Raw genomic sequence first — 15,294 nt, 5'->3', positions numbered from 1 at the left:
CCCCCGTGTCGTAACACCGAAACCGTAGCACGGCAGGGGCGCCATGGGTGACGAGACGAAACTGGCTTTCGAGCATCCCGAAGCCCGCGCGGCGGCCTACCCGCCCGCGGGGTTTCCGGACCGGATCAGTCTGCGCGACCACGTGGTCGAAGTCGAGATCGGTGCCTTCCAGCAGGAGCGGGGCCGCACGCAGCGGGTTCTGTTCAACGTCGTGGTCGAGGTGCGCCCCTCGAATGCGGGCCAGACCGACGACGTGGACGCCGTCCTCTCCTACGACACGATCACCGAGTCGATCGCCGCAAGCCTCGCCGAGGAGCGGCTGAACCTTCTGGAAACCCTGGCCGAGCGTGTGGCCCAGCGGCTGCTGGCCCGGCCCCTGGCCCTGCGCTGCTTCGTCCGGATCGAAAAGCTTGACCTCGGACCCGGCGCATTGGGCGTGGAGATCGTTCGGTCGGCCACAGGCCCCGTGCGGGAGGTCGGCGACGACACCGCGCCGCATCCGGTCATCGCTTTCCTGTCGAACGCCGCAATCGACGCGCTGGACCTTCCGGGCATTCTGGACCGGATCGAGGCGCTTGGCCGCGTGATCCTTTGCGTCGGTCCTGCGCCGAATGCCGCGCCGCAAACGGGGCATGCCATGGTCCAGCGCCGGATCGACCTTTTGGCGATCGAACAGAATTGCTGGCGTCTGGCGGCACGCGATGCCCGCTGCGTCGTGGTCGAAACCCGGACCGAACTGGATTGGGCCATGAAGAACGGCCGCACGACGGTCTGGGCTCCTTCGAAACTGGTGCTGGACGCAGTCGAGCCGCCTTCTGCCCAGCCGCGCGATACGGTCCGGCTGGCGGCATGGTTCGCCGAGCAGATGCGCGCCGCCCGTATGGTGGTCGTCGATGCCGACACGCCGGACGCTTCGATCCCGACAGAGAGATGGGCGCTTTGACGTATTGGCGCCCGCTTCTTCAGACTGGCCCGTCCCGGCCCAACGATGCGCTGACCCTGGGCGGTGGCTGGACGTGGTTCACCCATGTCGAGCGACGCGAGGCCGGTGCTGAAGGGCAGGTTGTCCCGGCCAATGCGCTGCCCGAAGACGTGCGCCTCCGCCTGACGGCCAACCGCCCGGCCCTGGGACATCTTAGCTTCGACCGCCCGCGGATCATGGCGATCCTGAATGCCACGCCGGACAGCTTCTCGGACGGGGGGCAGTTCGAGACCCGGAACCAGGCCATCGTGGCGGCGCGCAAACTGGCCGCGGACGGGGCGGACATCGTCGATATCGGCGGCGAAAGCACCCGACCCGGGGCCACGGAAGTGCCTCTTTCCGACGAGATTGCTCGTACGGCGCCCCTGATCCGTGCGCTGCGCGTCGATTTCGACGGCGCGATCTCGATCGACACCCGCAAGGCGAAGGTGGCCGAGGCCGCGATCTATGCCGGGGCGGACATGCTGAACGACGTGTCGGCCTTGACCTTCGATCCCGACATGGCCGACACCGCCGCGGCCAGCGGTCTGCCCGTCTGCCTGATGCATGCGCAGGGCGATCCGCAGACGATGCAGGACGCGCCGCACTATGACGACGTGGTCGCCGATGTATACGACCACCTTGCCGCGCGCATCGACGTGGCCGAGGCCAGGGGCATACCCCGTGCTCGCATCGTGGTCGATCCGGGCATCGGGTTCGGCAAGACGCTGCAGCACAATCTGGCGCTTCTGGCCAATCTTTCGGTCTTCCACGCGCTGGGTTGTCCTGTGCTGGTAGGGGCCTCGCGCAAGAAGTTCATCGGAACCCTCGGCCGTGCGCCCCGGACAAGCGAAAGACTGCCCGGTTCCCTGGCGGTCGCGCTTGCCGCGATTGCGCAGGGCGCACAGATCGTGCGAGTTCACGACATGGCGCAGACCCGGCAGGCCGTCGACCTTTGGCGTGCCGCCACGATAGGAGAGGTCCCATGACCCGCAAGCTTTTCGGTACCGACGGCGTGCGCGGCACGGCCAATACCCACCCGATGACCGCCGAGATGGCGATGAAACTGGGCGCTGCCGCCGGGCGGTATTTCCGTCGCGAAGGGGCAGGGGCGCACCGGATCGTCATTGGCAAAGACACACGCCTTTCGGGGTATATGTTCGAGAACGCGCTGACCGCCGGGTTCACCAGCGTCGGAATGAACGTCCTGCTTTTGGGGCCGGTGCCCACGCCTGCGGTTGGGTGTCTGACGCCGTCCATGCGGGCGGATGCGGGCGTGATGATCTCGGCCAGTCACAACGCGCACGAGGATAACGGGATCAAGTTCTTTGGCCCCGACGGCTTCAAGCTGTCCGACGCTGCCGAGATCGAGATCGAGAAGCTGGTGGAGAACGGCGTCGATGCGGCCCGTCCCGCCAATATCGGCCGGGCGCGCCGGATCGATGACGGCCGCTCGCGCTATGCCGAACGGCTGAAGGCCACACTGCCGCCGGGGCAGAACCTCGAAGGGGTGCGTGTCGTGGTCGATTGCGCCAACGGCGCGGCCTACCGCGTTGCGCCTGAGGTCCTGTGGGAGCTTGGCGCCGAAGTGATCGAGATGGGAACCGCGCCCGACGGACTGAACATCAACCTCAACTGCGGTTCGACCCGTCCCGAGGCGGCGCAGCGCATGGTGCGCGAGCGTCGCGCCGATCTGGGGATCTGCCTCGACGGGGATGCCGACCGCGTCCTCATCATCGACGAGAACGGCGAGCGGGCGGACGGCGATCAGCTGATGGCGCTATTCGCGGATCGCTGGTGCGCGATGAACCGGCTGTCGCAGCGCACGCTGGTCGCGACCGTGATGTCGAACCTCGGGCTGGAACGCTATCTGGGCAGCCGGGGCATGTCCCTGCACCGCACGCAGGTCGGCGACCGCTACGTGGTCGAGGCGATGCGCGCCGGGGGCTTCAACCTTGGCGGCGAACAATCGGGCCATATTGTCATGACCGACCATGCGACCACCGGCGACGGCCTTCTGGCGGGCTTGCAGTTCCTGACCGCCATGGTGGAGACCGGCCGGACCGCGTCCGAGCTTGCCGCGCAGTTCGCCCCGGTGCCGCAGCTTTTGAAGAACGTCACCTATGCGAAGGGCAAGGCCCCGCTGGAGGACGAGACCGTCAAGGCCGAGATCGAGGCGGCCGAGAAGCGTCTGGGCGGAACGGGCCGGGTGCTTATCCGCAAGTCCGGGACCGAACCCCTGATCCGCGTCATGGCCGAATGCGAGGACGAGGCGCTTCTGACCGAAGTGGTGGACGGCATCGCCGACCGGATCGCCCGCGTCGCCGCCTGATGCGGCTTGCCGTGCGCTATGCGCTGTTCGCGGCGCTGGCGACGTTGGCCAATCTGGGCGTGCAACGCGCCGTGCTTCTGGGCGGTGCGGAGTCGTTCCTGCCCGCGATGATCGCCGGGACCGCCGCGGGCCTTGTGCTGAAGTACGTTCTGGACAAGAGGTGGATTTTCGGGGACCGCAGCACGGGGCTGTCAGCCCATTCCCGGCGGTTCGGCCTTTATTCACTGATGGGCGTCGTGACGACGCTGATCTTCTGGGGATTCGAAACGGCGTTCTGGCTGACCTTTCGGACCGACCCGATGAGAGAGCTTGGCGCCGTTCTGGGCCTCGCCCTGGGCTACTGGATCAAGTACCGGCTGGACCGCCGCTTCGTCTTCACGCGGCCCGCCCCCGGACCAGCCGTCCCAGCGCGCCCCACTGGCTGACCGCCAGCCCCGTCAGGATCAGGGCCAGGGCGGCGAAGAACCGGATCGGTAGCACTTCGCCCAGAATGGCGGCGCCCAGAACCATCGACCAGACCGGCACCTGGTAGTTGACCAGCGTCATGAAGACCGACCCGGCCGTCTGCACGACCCGCACGCGGATCAGCGCCGCCAGCGCCGTGGGGATCAGCCCCAACAGGATGATCGCGGGATCCGACAGGCTGGACGACAAGCGCGGCACCCCCTCGAAAAGCAGCATGGCAGGGATCAGGACGGCCGCGCCCACGGTCAAGGTGACGGCCGTAAGCGTGATTGCATCAAGCGGGGGGCAGCGCCGTGTCAGGATGGACCCCACCGCGTAGGAGACCGCGGCCGAAAGGCATGCGATCTGTCCCAGTGCGCTGGCCGTGTCGGTTCCCAATGCGGTCACGCCCGGCCCCAGAAGAAGGGCGGCGCCGGAAAACCCGAGCGTCACGCCCGCCGCCCGCCTGAGCGACATCGGCTCGTCCGAGAAGAAATGGGCCAGTGGCAGCACGAACAGGGGCAGCGCCGCCATCGACAGGCCCGCGAAGGCCGAGGGCACGTGCTGCTGGCCCCAACTGAGCAGGAAGAAGGGCAGGGCAGTGGTCAACAGTCCAATGGGCACCGCGTAGGCCCAGGTCGCCACATCCTTGGGGAAGGACCGCCCAAGGGCGCGCATCAGGGTCAGAAGGGCCACCGCCCCCAGCGTCGTGCGCGCGCAGGCCACGGTGACCGGCCCATAGCCGCGAAGCGCGACCGCGACGACCATGAACGTCCCGCCCCAGATCAGGCCGAGAAACAGGATGGACAGCCAGTTTTCGAGGGTGGGGCGCGCGGTCATGGCGCTTTCCTATGCCCGGCGCGGGGCGGGGGAAACCCCGTGATGCCGCGACATGAAAGACGCGCGGGAAAGGTGTCCCTGCCCGCGCGCTGGTGGTGTGGCTCCGCCCTCAGGCAGGTTGCCTCAGTTCTTGTCCTTGTCGACCATGCGGCCGGCGCTGATCCAGGGCATCATGCCGCGCAGCTTCTCGCCGACCTGTTCGATCTGGTGTTCGTCGTTGAGGCGGCGGGTCGCCTTGAACATCGGCTGGCCGACTGCGTTTTCCTGCATGAAGTCGCGGACGAACTTGCCGGTCTGGATATCCGACAGAACCTCTTTCATGCGCTTCTTGGTCTCGTCATAGGGCAGGATGCGCGGCCCCGAGACGTATTCGCCATACTCGGCCGTGTTCGAGATCGAGTAGTTCATGTTCGCGATGCCGCCTTCGTAGATCAGGTCCACGATCAGCTTCACCTCGTGCAAGCATTCGAAATAGGCCATCTCGGGCTCGTAGCCGGCCTCGACCAACGTCTCGAAGCCCATGCGGATCAGCTCGACCAGGCCGCCGCACAGCACGGCCTGTTCACCGAACAGGTCGGTTTCGCATTCCTGACGGAAGTTGGTCTCGATGATGCCGGACCGGCCGCCACCGATGGCCGAGCAGTAGCTCAGGCCGATTTCCATCGCCTTGCCGCTGGCGTCCTGATCCACCGCGACGAGGCAGGGCACGCCGCCGCCCTTGGTGTATTCGCCGCGGACCGTGTGGCCGGGGCCCTTGGGTGCCATCATGATGACGTCGACGCCGGGCTTGGGTTCGATCAGGCCGAAATGCACGTTCAGACCGTGGGCGAACGCGATGGCCGCGCCTTCCTTCAGGTTGTCGTGGACGTATTTCTTGTATGTCTCGGCCTGAAGCTCATCGGGCATGGTGAACATGATCAGGTCGCACCACGCGGCGGCTTCCTCGATCCCCATGACTTGAAGCCCTTCGCTTTCGGCCTTCTTGCGGCTGGGCGACCCTTCGCGCAGCGCGACGGCCACGTTCTTGGCGCCCGAGTCGCGCAGGTTCAGCGCGTGGGCGTGGCCTTGGCTGCCATAGCCAAGGATCGCCACCTTCATGTCCTTGATAAGGTTAATGTCGCAGTCCTGATCGTAGTAGACGCGCATATCCGTCCCCTCCGTAATGTTCGATGGGCGCAGCATAGGGGGGCGTTGGCCGGGTGAAACCCATACTTCGACTGGTTTGATCGCATTGGGTGCTGTAAGCAATTCGGCAAATATGGGGATAACGTGATTTCCATGCTCGACGATACGGACCGCCGTCTTTTGCGCCAGCTTCAGAAAAATCCGTCCGCGACGCTGTCGGCCTTGGCCGGTCGGGCGCAGGTGTCGCCCCAGCTAGCCGCCCGGCGGTTCGAGAAACTGCGCCAGTCCGGTGTGCTGAAAGGGCGACACGCGCGCATCGACTGGCGCGCGTTGGGGTTCGAGATCGCCGTCTCGCTTCGGTTCACGCTGGACAAGACAGACCCGCGATCCTTCGACAGCTTCATGGAAAAGGCGCGTGCCGTGCCGGAAGTGGTGGAAATACAGACCTTCCTCGGCCGGGTCGACATCCGCCTGTCCGTGATCGCGCGGGATCTGGCAGACTATCACCGCATCTATCGTGAGCGTATCCTGACCTTGCCCCATATCGCCGATATCGAGGCGCTGATGCAGGTGGCCACGTTGAAAACCGACGAAAGGTTGCCCCTGTGACCCTGGATGAGGCCGACCGCGCCATCCTGCGCGCGTTGCAGCAGGATGCGACGCTCAGTTCCGCCGCCTTGGGCCAAGCCGTGGGTCTGTCGCAGCCCGTCGCATGGCGGCGCGTGCAGAGGTTGGAGGCGGCCGGCGTCTTGGCCGGGCAACGTCTGGAGTTCGACTTAAATGCGCTGGGCTTCGGCGTGACCGTGTTCCTCGGCGTCAAACTTGCGGCGAAGGGGCGACTGGCTCTGGGCGATTTCGAACGCGCCATCACCGCCATCCCCGAGGTCCAGACGGTCGAGCATGTGCTAGGCCTTTACGATTATCGGCTGAGGGTCGTCGCCCGTGACATCGCGGATTTCGAACGCGTGCTGCGGCGCCGGATCATGACCCTGCCGGGCGTCGGCAATGTCGAGGCGAACGTCCTGCTAAGCGAAGAGCGTCGCCCCGGTCCGATCTGATCGTCAGGCGCCGCCCATCCCGGCCTTCATGATCCGCTGGCGCAGCGGGGCGATATCCGCGACGCCACGCAGACCCGCGGCACGGATGGCCTGGATCGGCCCTGAACCAGATCGGCACAGGCGGTTATAGGCGTCGATGGCCGCGGTTCGTATCGCCAAGTCCCTATGGCGCAGGCTGGCATAGCGCGCCAAACCGTCGGGGTCGCCGGGATCCTCGCCCAGAAGATCCGCAAGCGTCTTCATGTCCGCGATCGACGTGTTCAATCCCTGTGCCCCGATGGGCGGCATGACATGTGCCGCCTCGGCCACCAGCGCGGTGCGGCGGGCGATCAGTTGATTGACGGTCTGGGTCACAATCGGCCAGACCCGAAGCGGGGTCGCCTTCCGCATCGGCCCCAGTACATGCATCGCGCGATCGGCCAGGCGGGCGTTGAAGGCGTCCGGCTCCATCCGGGTCAAAGCGGTGATGGCGTCCCCGTTGTCCATCCACACTATGCAGGAGGCGGGGCTCCCGTTCTGATCAGCCAGCGGAACGGTCACCATCGCCCCGCCGGCATTGTAGATCTCGGTCGAGATTCCCTGGTGCGGCAGGTCATGGGTGCAGGCGAACGCGACGGCCTTCTGGCCATAGCGCCGAATGCGCGTCTCGATCCCGCAGGCCTCACGCACGGGGGAGGTCCGCCCATCCGCGCCGATGACCAGCTTGGCGGTCAGGCGGGTCCCGTCCGTCAGGGTGACGAAAGCCCGGTCGTCGCGCGCCAGAAGGTCGGCGAACCCGACGCCCAGCATCAGCGTCACGTTCGGGGCATCGCGCAGCGCGCCCAGCAGTGTGCGATGGGCGCGCCAGTTCATCACGTTGCGCCCGAACGCATCCAGCACCAGATCGGCCGGGCGAAACGTGCGGGTCGCGGTCTGCCGCGGCGGCCAACCGGCGGAATCCATAACCCGGAGCGCTTCGAGAGGCGTCGCGTCCGGCACCAGCTTTTCCCACAGGCCCGCTTCTTCCAGAACAGCGATCGAGGGCGCGAGATATGCGGTGGATCGTAGGTCTGACCCCTCCGACGTCATCTCTTCCGGCGGGGTGGCCGGATCGCACACCGTCACGCGATACCCGCGCCGGGCCAGAAGGGCGGCCCCGATCATACCGGCGATCCCGGCCCCGGAAATGAAAATATCTGTATCGGTCATGACCAGACAAAGTAGCCGGGCCACCGGGACATGAAAGCCGACATTTCGCTTCTGCGACACAAAGGCCATGGTTGGCGGATCCCCGCGCCTCTAGCGATCCGGGCAGGGCCGATCTATGGTTCGCCCTGGCTCCAAGGGAGGTGGCATGGGCGACCCCAGACTTCCACAGAAAGATGCGTATCGGTTGATCCTCGAGGCGATCGACGAAGGTATCTACAAGCCAGGCGACCGGCTGGTCGAAAACGAACTGGCGGAACGGTTCGGCGTATCGCGCACCCCGATCCGCGAGGCCCTTCAACGGCTGGAAACGCAGTCGCTGCTGACCCGGGACGGACGCAGCCTGATCGTCGCGTCGCTGGACCATAACCAGATGGCCGAGCTTTATGTCGTGCGGACCGAACTGGAGGGGCTGGCGGCCGAGTTGGCCGCGCGTCATGCCACGGACGAGGAACTGAGGGTCCTACGCCGCATGGTCGAGGATGACCGGGAGAGGCTGTCTGACCCCGCAGCACTCAGCCGGTCGAACAGGCGGTTCCACAAGCAGCTTCACCTGGCATCCCACAACATGTTCCTGGTTCAGCAGCTGGATCTCGTTCACCGTTCCATGGCGTTGCTGGCGACGACATCGCTGGCCATCGAAGGGCGCGGGTCCGATGCCCTGACCGAGCATGACTGCATCGTAACGGCGCTGGAGGGGCGGAACAGCGCGGCGGCGCGGGCCGCTCTGACGGCCCATATCTCGACCGCTTACGAAACCAGGCTCAGGTCTGATTCGGGGCGCGACGTGTCTTACTGACTTCTAGATCGGGCTTGGTCACGCCGTGGCTCGTCTTGTCCCAGAAGAACGGGCAAATCACGAACTCGACCACGGCTTTGACCAGCGAAATCGTTGCCAGGGGGTAATAAAGCTGCATCACCGGGATCCAAGGCAGCAAGGCGGGTCGGTCTTGCCGGACAACTCCGACCACGAGGACGATAAGGTGAATGATCAGGGTTGACCCCAAAAAGAGGCTGATGGCCAGGAAGGCCCAGGGGTGGACCAATCCGGCAACCGGGTGGTGCACGTTCACCAGTAGCAGCCAGATCGGCCACAGGAACGGCGCAAGCGCCGTGCTGACCAGGGACGCCAGAAGCAGGACCTGCACGCCGAAGAAGCGCCATGGACCAAGATCGCACAGCAATGAGATGGGATGCCGCATATGCGCGACCCACGTCACCGCATAGCCTTTCTGCCACCGCGAACGCTGTCGTATCCATGCTTTCGGATTGGCCGTGGCCTCCTCGAACGTAACGGTGTCGATCAGGTCGGTCCGGTATCCAGCCCGTGCCAGACGGATGCCCAGGTCGGCATCTTCGGTGACGTTATGGGCATCCCATCCCCCGACGGCCTCAAGGGCCTCGCGGCGTAGGAACACGGTCGTGCCCCCCAGAAGAACCGGCCAGCCCAGCTTCTGTACCACCGGTAGCGTGACCCAGAACCACGCCGCGTAGTCGATGGAAAAACACCGCGTCAGCCAGGTTGCCCGCGTGTTATAGAAATTCAGACGCCCCTGCAGCGCCACGACCTGCGGGTCCGCTTGGGCGAAATAATCGGCGACCTTGCGCAGTTGCCGGGGATCTGGCGCGTCCTCGGCGTCGTAGATCCCGACGATGCTGCCCCGGCAGAAGTCGAGGGCCATGTTCATCGCGCGCGGCTTGGTTTGCACTGTTCCGGGCGCGACCGAGAGGACCCGCACCCAGCCGGGCAGACTGGTCTGAGCAAGGGTCGCCGCAGTGATCCGGTCGGTGTGTTCGACAATCAAGCATAGATCCAGCCGATCCCGTGGATAGTCCAATGCAGCCAGACGACCCATCAGGATGGTGGCGATGTCCTGTTCCTGAAATAGCGGCACCAGGATCGAGATGACCGGCAATTCCGCGTCGGGCAGAGGCGGTGGATCGGACGTCGGTACCCGGCTCGGGATCAACGCGACCACATGCATCGCGGTGTGGATCATCAAGCAGAGCATCGCAAGGAGGTTCCCCACGAGAAATACGGCCTTTGGTGCGGCGACGGCCGCCAGTGCGGCAAGCGACAGGACGATGACGATGCGCGCCACGCGAGGAGAGAGGTCGCGGCAACTGCGATCCGGCGGGCTGCGCTGTTCGGCGCTTTTGGCCAAAGGGTCACCCGCGAAGCGGATCAATTGCGTGGCGATATCCTCCCGGAGGGCGGGGAAGGGGCGAACGGGCCCTAAAACCTCCGAAACTCGGTCAGAGATTGCCGCGAAGCTGCCGGGGTCTTCGCACAAGACAGGTCGTAATGCGCCGGCCGGGCGCAAGGGCAGAATTCCGTGGCGGGCGCAAAACGGCGCACCCAGACGTCGGATCGCGTCCGGATCGGGAAACCCGTGCGGGGTAAGCTGTGCGCCGGATGCGCTGTTTGCGGTCGAGTCAAGGGGCATGGCGGAGTCGCGGTTGGTTCCGCAGACCCTGACCCGTAAACCCTAACGGAGCATTAAGCCTAACGTCAGGCGACGTCGTCCATCACCTTCGCGAAACGCTCGAACAGGTAGAAGCTGTCTTGCGGGCCGGGCGATGCCTCGGGGTGGTGCTGGACAGACCAGATCGGACGGTCCGTGACCCGGATGCCGCAATTGGACCCGTCGAAGAGCGAAACGTGCGTCTCGTCCACGCCCTTGGGCAGGCTCTGCGCGTCGACGGTGAAGCCATGGTTCATCGACGTGATCTCGACCTTGCCCGTCGCCAGTTCCTTGACCGGATGGTTGGCGCCGTGATGGCCGTGGTTCATCTTCTGCGTCTGCGCCCCCAGGGCCAGCCCAAGAAGCTGGTGGCCAAGGCAGATCCCGAGGATCGGCATGTCCGACGTTTTCATGATCTCTTGCAGCATCGGCACCGCGTATTTGCCGGTCGCGGCCGGATCGCCGGGACCGTTGGACAGAAACAGTCCCGCGGGGTTGTGCGACAGCACTTCCTCGGCGGTGGCGGTGGCAGGCAGGACCGTCACGTCGCACCCGGCCGAGGCGAGGCAGCGCAGGATGTTGCGCTTGGCGCCGTAGTCGATCGCCACGACCTTGTGGCCGGGCTCTTCGCGCTTGAGGTACCCTGCCGGCCAGCTCCACCGCATTTCGTCCCAGCGATAGGATTGCAGGCAGCTGACATCCTTGGCCAGATCGCGACCCACAAGGCCCGGGAAGCCACGGGCCGCGGCGACCAGCGCCTGGATATCGAAACGCCCCTCGGGGTCGTGGGCCAGCGCGACGTGGGGGGCGCCCTGCTGCCGGATGGCGCGAGTCAGCCGCCGGGTGTCGATGCCGCCGATGCCGATCTTGCCATGCCGGCGCAGCCAGTCGCCCAGCTCCTCGGCCGAGCGCCAGTTGGAGGACGCCGTGGGGTCCCATTTCACGACCATCCCTTCCGCGAAGGGAATTGCGGTTTCGTCATCCTCCGGCGTGACGCCGGTGTTGCCGATGTGGGGGAAGGTGAAGGTCACGATCTGCCCGGCATACGACGGATCGGTCATGATCTCCTGGTACCCGGTCATGGCGGTATTGAAGCACAACTCGGCCGTGGTCTGGCCGGTTGCGCCGAAACCGCGGCCGTAGAAGATCGTCCCGTCGGCGAGGGCAAGGCAGGCGGTCGGTGTCTGACGGGGCATCGGCGGTGTCTCCGGGCGGGTGTGCGCAAATCTATCGCGATGTATGGAGTAGAGGGGAAGCGGTCAAGCCATGCTTGCCGTCCCGGGCGGGGGGGCATAGGTAGCGTGCGTCATTCACGCGAGGACAGCCAATGGAACTGCGCGACCGGATCAACGCCGCCTTGAAGACGGCCATGAAGGAAAAGCAGCAGGCGCGGTTGTCGACGCTGCGCCTGATCAATGCCGCGATCAAGGATCGCGATATCGCCGCCCGCACCAGCGACGACGGCCCCGACGGCGTGACCGAGGCCGAAGTGCGCCAGATTTTGGGCCGCATGATCAAGCAGCGTCAGGAGAGCGCCCGCGCCTACGAGGAGGGCGGACGCCTGGAACTGGCTGAGGCCGAGCGCGCGGAGATCGGCACCATCGAGGAATTCCTGCCGCGTCAATTGTCGGAAGAGGAAACCGAGACCGCGATCGACCGCGCGATCAGCGAGACTGGCGCAAGCTCGATCCGGGATATGGGAAAGGTCATGGGTGTTCTGAAGGAGCGCTATACCGGCCAGTTGGATTTCGGGCTCGTGGGTCCGAAGGTGAAGGCCCGGCTGAGCTGACCCGGACCACCGTCCTTAGTAAGGAAGGCGCTTTAACAGACGATCCAGATCGTCGAACACAGCTTCGCGTTCCTCAGGGCTGAGGAACGCGCCAAGCTCGACCTCGCGTCCACCACCTGCAAGGGTGAGGTAATTCCTCACAGGGCCCCGGTCTGCATGCAGCGACAGAGTGATCCAGTAGGGATTGGCCTCCCAGGTCTGATTCGGCGTGCGCGGATTGTGGCGGATCAGGGCGATGTGGTCTGACCAGACCGTCAGTTCCTCGGTCAGTTCCCCGTCTCGGTAGTTCCTGAGAAAGAACAGATACAGAGCGGCCATCGCCAGGCAGATGAACGGGAGAAGCCCCCAGAATACGGGTGTGCCGATCATCGGTGCCAGCGGAACCAAGAACATGAGACCGGTGAAGGCCATGACCCCGACGAACCCGGCCAGCGGCAGAGATCTATGCGGCCATAGACGCAAGGTGGCGAAAGGTCGCCCCCCCTGATGCGAAAAGGCCCCGGCCGCTGCCGGGGCCCCTTCCGTGACCTTATGCCATTCGATGGGCATGTCGTGTCGCCTCAGTGATGGGCCGGTGCCTTGTCCCAGTCCTCGCGCTTGGGAAGCGTTTCGAACGTGTGCTCCGGCGGGGGCGAGGGCAGGGTCCATTCCAGCGTATCCGCCCATTCGTTCCAGGGGTTCGCCGGCGCGGTTTTCGGCACCCGCAGCAGCACCCAGAAGATGGCGCCGATGAAGAACAGGAACGACGCGAAGCTCAGGAATGCGCCCCAGGACGACACGTGGTGCCAGAGCGAGAACGCCTCGGGGTAGTCGATGTAGCGGCGGGGCATGCCCTGACGGCCCAGGAAGTGCTGGGGGAAGAACGTCAGGTTCGACCCGATGAACATCGCCCAGAAGTGGGTCTTGCCGATCCATTCGGGGATCATCTTCCCGGTGAATTTCGGGAAGTAGAAGTAGATGCCCGCGAAGATCGCGAAGACGGCGCCAAGGCTCATCACGTAGTGGAAGTGCGCCACGACATAGTAGGTGTCGTGATAGGCCCGGTCGATGGCCGCCTGGGACAGCACGATGCCCGTCACGCCACCGGCGGTGAACAGGATCAGGAAGCCGAACGCCCAGAGCATCGGGGTCTTCATCTCGACCGAGCCGCCCCACATCGTCGCGATCCATGAGAAGATCTTGATGCCCGTGGGAACCGCGATGACCATCGTGGCCAGCATGAAATAGCTCTGCTGGGTCAGCGACATGCCCACCGTGTACATGTGGTGGGCCCAGACGACGAACCCGAGGACACCAATGGCGATCAGCGCCCAGACCATCGGCAGATAGCCGAAGATCGGCTTCTTCGAGAAGGTCGCGATCACGTGGCTGATGATGCCGAAGCCGGGCAGGATGACGATATACACTTCCGGGTGTCCGAAGAACCACAGAATGTGCTGGTACAGGACCGGGTCACCGCCGCCCGAAGGGTCGAAGAAGGTGGTCCCGAAGTTGCGGTCCGTCAGCAGCATGGTGATCGCGCCGGCAAGGACCGGCAGGGCCAGGAGGATCAGCCACGCGGTGACGAAGATCGACCACGAGAACAACGGCACCTTGAACAGGCTCATGCCCGGCGCGCGCATGTTGAGGAACGTGGTGATCATGTTGATCGCACCCAGGATCGACGACGCACCCGAAACGTGGACGGCGAAGATCGCGAGGTCGGTGGAATAGCCGCCTTCGGTCGTGGACAGCGGCGGGTACAGCACCCAGCCAATCCCCGAGCCGAGCTGGCCGTTGCCACCCGGCGAGAAGACCGAGACGACCGCGAGGGTCGACCCTGCCACGAACAGCCAGTAGCTGAGGTTATTCAGACGCGGGAACGCCATGTCCGGCGCGCCGATCTGAAGCGGCATAAGATAGTTGCCAAAGCCCCCGAACAGCGCCGGAATCACCACGAAGAACATCATCAGGATGCCGTGGGCCGTGATCATCACGTTCCAGAGGTGACCGTTTGGCGTGCAGTTCTCGGTTGCGGTGGGGAACAGGCGCGCCCCCTCCATGCACATGTACTGGACGCCCGGCTCCATCAGCTCCATCCGCATGTAGACGGTGAAGGCTACTGAAATGAAGCCCACCACACCAGCGGTGAAGAGGTAAAGGATACCGATATCCTTGTGGTTCGTGGACATGAACCACCGGGTGAAAAATCCCCGGTCGTCGTCGTGTCCGTCATGGCCGTGAACGGCTGCGTCAGCCATGTCGTGCCTCCTGGTTCCCATTGACTACTGCCGCGCAGCGTCCCTCGTCCGCGCACGTCGCGTGGCTTTTATGCCGAAGTGCCCCAGCCCGCAATGATACGTTTTGGCGCGGCGGCGTTTTCCGGGACAGCCCCCCGGCTGCGCCGAAGCCTTCGCGTCGGATCGGTGGATGCAATCGTCGGGAAACCCAATCTTGCACATATCGAACATGGGAGCCATTCAAGGCGCATGGAGAAGGGAACCGCATGAGGGGGCCGGACTGGCCCATCGCCACCCCCGGCCAGGCTGTCGGGCTGCTGGGGGGATCGTTCGACCCCGCCCATCAGGGGCATTTGGCCATCACGACCGAGGCGATGAAACGGTTTGCCCTGGACCGGGTGTGGTGGCTTGTCTCGCCCGGCAATCCGCTGAAGCGCGACACGCCCGCATCCCTCGAACGTCGGGTGGCCCATGCAGCGGACGTGGCGCACCATCCACGGATCGACGTCACCGCGCTCGAGGTTCAGATCAAGGCGCGGTTCACGGCCGACACGATCGCCGCTTTGAAGGCCCGCTATCCCGGTGTGCGCTTCGTCTGGCTGATGGGGTCCGACAACTTGGCGCAGTTTCACAAGTGGGATCGCTGGAAATCGATTGCGGGCGCCGTTCCCATAGGCGTCCTGGCCCGACCGGGGCATCGCCTGTCGGCGCTGAACGGAACGGCCGCACGCATGCTGCGCCACAGCCGGGTCCCTGCGGGGCTGCTGGCACAATGCGATCCGCCAGCTTGGTCCTTTGCCAATATCCCGATGCGCTCGGACTCGTCGACAGCGTTGCGGCGCGCCGGGGTCTGGAAACGGTGAATTGAACGTATGT

At 65.1% G+C, this 15,294-nt stretch carries 16 protein-coding genes and 1 pseudogene; 9 read left to right on the top strand and 8 right to left on the bottom strand.

What is annotated here, in order from left to right:
* Positions 1-43 precede the first annotated feature (43 nt).
* The 4 genes from PAA8504_RS17705 to PAA8504_RS17690 are packed head-to-tail and all read left to right on the top strand — an operon-like array spanning position 44 to position 3,718.
* The gene (locus PAA8504_RS17705; protein WP_108895481.1) at positions 44-943 is read left to right on the top strand and encodes a dihydroneopterin aldolase; all 900 of its coding nucleotides are present in this window, start codon (positions 44-46) and stop codon (positions 941-943) included.
* A complete protein-coding gene (gene folP / locus PAA8504_RS17700; RefSeq protein WP_108895480.1) occupies positions 931-1,950 on the top strand; it encodes a dihydropteroate synthase in 1,020 nt (339 codons plus the stop codon). The genes PAA8504_RS17705 and folP overlap by 13 nt, the downstream gene beginning before the upstream one ends.
* The gene (gene glmM / locus PAA8504_RS17695) at positions 1,947-3,293 is read left to right on the top strand and encodes a phosphoglucosamine mutase (RefSeq protein ID WP_108895479.1); all 1,347 of its coding nucleotides are present in this window, start codon (positions 1,947-1,949) and stop codon (positions 3,291-3,293) included. Before folP ends, glmM begins: the two co-directional genes overlap by 4 nt.
* Positions 3,293-3,718, top strand: a complete 426-nt coding sequence (locus PAA8504_RS17690) for a GtrA family protein (protein WP_108895478.1) — start codon at positions 3,293-3,295, stop codon at positions 3,716-3,718. The genes glmM and PAA8504_RS17690 overlap by 1 nt, the downstream gene beginning before the upstream one ends.
* On the opposite strand, the gene PAA8504_RS17685 is transcribed toward PAA8504_RS17690, so the two are convergent.
* Both PAA8504_RS17685 and ilvC read right to left on the bottom strand, forming a co-directional pair.
* A complete protein-coding gene (locus PAA8504_RS17685) occupies positions 3,669-4,577 on the bottom strand; it encodes a DMT family transporter (RefSeq protein ID WP_108895477.1) in 909 nt (302 codons plus the stop codon). The genes PAA8504_RS17690 and PAA8504_RS17685 overlap by 50 nt on opposite strands.
* Before the next feature lie 123 nt (positions 4,578-4,700).
* Positions 4,701-5,723 (bottom strand): ketol-acid reductoisomerase, encoded by a 1,023-nt coding sequence (gene ilvC / locus PAA8504_RS17680; protein ID WP_108895476.1) that lies wholly within the window; start codon positions 5,721-5,723, stop codon positions 4,701-4,703.
* A gap of 132 nt (positions 5,724-5,855) precedes the next feature.
* Here ilvC and PAA8504_RS17675 point away from each other — a divergent pair, with 132 nt between their 5' ends.
* Positions 5,856-6,311: an Lrp/AsnC family transcriptional regulator gene (locus PAA8504_RS17675; protein WP_108895475.1), complete on the top strand. Its 456-nt coding sequence runs from the start codon at positions 5,856-5,858 to the stop codon at positions 6,309-6,311.
* Positions 6,308-6,760, top strand: a complete 453-nt coding sequence (locus tag PAA8504_RS17670) for an Lrp/AsnC family transcriptional regulator (RefSeq protein ID WP_108895474.1) — start codon at positions 6,308-6,310, stop codon at positions 6,758-6,760. The genes PAA8504_RS17675 and PAA8504_RS17670 overlap by 4 nt, the downstream gene beginning before the upstream one ends.
* Positions 6,761-6,763: 3 nt before the next feature.
* On the opposite strand, the gene PAA8504_RS17665 is transcribed toward PAA8504_RS17670, so the two are convergent.
* Entirely contained in the window at positions 6,764-7,948 is a 1,185-nt protein-coding gene (locus PAA8504_RS17665) for an FAD-dependent monooxygenase (protein ID WP_108895562.1), read from the bottom strand.
* A gap of 145 nt (positions 7,949-8,093) precedes the next feature.
* Here PAA8504_RS17665 and PAA8504_RS17660 point away from each other — a divergent pair, with 145 nt between their 5' ends.
* A complete protein-coding gene (locus tag PAA8504_RS17660) occupies positions 8,094-8,744 on the top strand; it encodes a GntR family transcriptional regulator (RefSeq protein ID WP_108895473.1) in 651 nt (216 codons plus the stop codon).
* Here PAA8504_RS17660 and PAA8504_RS17655 read toward each other — a convergent pair.
* The 3 genes and pseudogenes from PAA8504_RS17655 to carA form a co-directional block, all read right to left on the bottom strand.
* A complete protein-coding gene (locus PAA8504_RS17655; protein ID WP_245897682.1) occupies positions 8,710-10,110 on the bottom strand; it encodes a glycosyltransferase in 1,401 nt (466 codons plus the stop codon). The two genes, PAA8504_RS17660 and PAA8504_RS17655, sit on opposite strands and share 35 nt — an antisense overlap.
* Before the next feature lie 12 nt (positions 10,111-10,122).
* Positions 10,123-10,392 (bottom strand): annotated as a pseudogene (locus PAA8504_RS22825) (GspE/PulE/PilB domain-containing protein); the annotation flags it as partial.
* Positions 10,393-10,457: 65 nt separating this feature from the next.
* On the bottom strand, positions 10,458-11,606 hold the full coding sequence (gene carA / locus PAA8504_RS17650) for a glutamine-hydrolyzing carbamoyl-phosphate synthase small subunit (protein WP_108895471.1): 1,149 nt from the start codon (positions 11,604-11,606) through the stop codon (positions 10,458-10,460).
* 131 nt (positions 11,607-11,737) lie between these two features.
* Between carA and PAA8504_RS17645 the strand changes: the two genes are divergently transcribed.
* A complete protein-coding gene (locus PAA8504_RS17645) occupies positions 11,738-12,199 on the top strand; it encodes a GatB/YqeY domain-containing protein (RefSeq protein WP_108895470.1) in 462 nt (153 codons plus the stop codon).
* Between the two features lie 15 nt (positions 12,200-12,214).
* On the opposite strand, the gene PAA8504_RS17640 is transcribed toward PAA8504_RS17645, so the two are convergent.
* Together PAA8504_RS17640 and ctaD are read right to left on the bottom strand one after the other, a co-directional pair.
* Positions 12,215-12,748 carry a DUF2244 domain-containing protein gene (locus PAA8504_RS17640; RefSeq protein WP_108895469.1) on the bottom strand — a complete coding sequence of 178 codons (534 nt, stop codon included), beginning with the start codon at positions 12,746-12,748 and terminating at the stop codon, positions 12,215-12,217.
* Positions 12,749-12,759: 11 nt separating this feature from the next.
* Positions 12,760-14,439 (bottom strand): cytochrome c oxidase subunit I, encoded by a 1,680-nt coding sequence (ctaD, locus tag PAA8504_RS17635; RefSeq protein WP_108895468.1) that lies wholly within the window; start codon positions 14,437-14,439, stop codon positions 12,760-12,762.
* A 245-nt stretch (positions 14,440-14,684) separates the two neighbouring features.
* Between ctaD and PAA8504_RS17630 the strand changes: the two genes are divergently transcribed.
* Positions 14,685-15,281: a nicotinate-nucleotide adenylyltransferase gene (locus PAA8504_RS17630; RefSeq protein WP_108895467.1), complete on the top strand. Its 597-nt coding sequence runs from the start codon at positions 14,685-14,687 to the stop codon at positions 15,279-15,281.
* Positions 15,282-15,294: the final 13 nt, after the last annotated feature.

The sequence above is a fragment of the Palleronia abyssalis genome, from assembly GCF_900302445.1.
GTDB classification, from domain to species: domain Bacteria; phylum Pseudomonadota; class Alphaproteobacteria; order Rhodobacterales; family Rhodobacteraceae; genus Palleronia; species Palleronia abyssalis.
The sequence above is the reverse complement of the archived record's forward strand: the minus strand, read 5'-3'. Positions and strand labels throughout refer to the sequence as shown.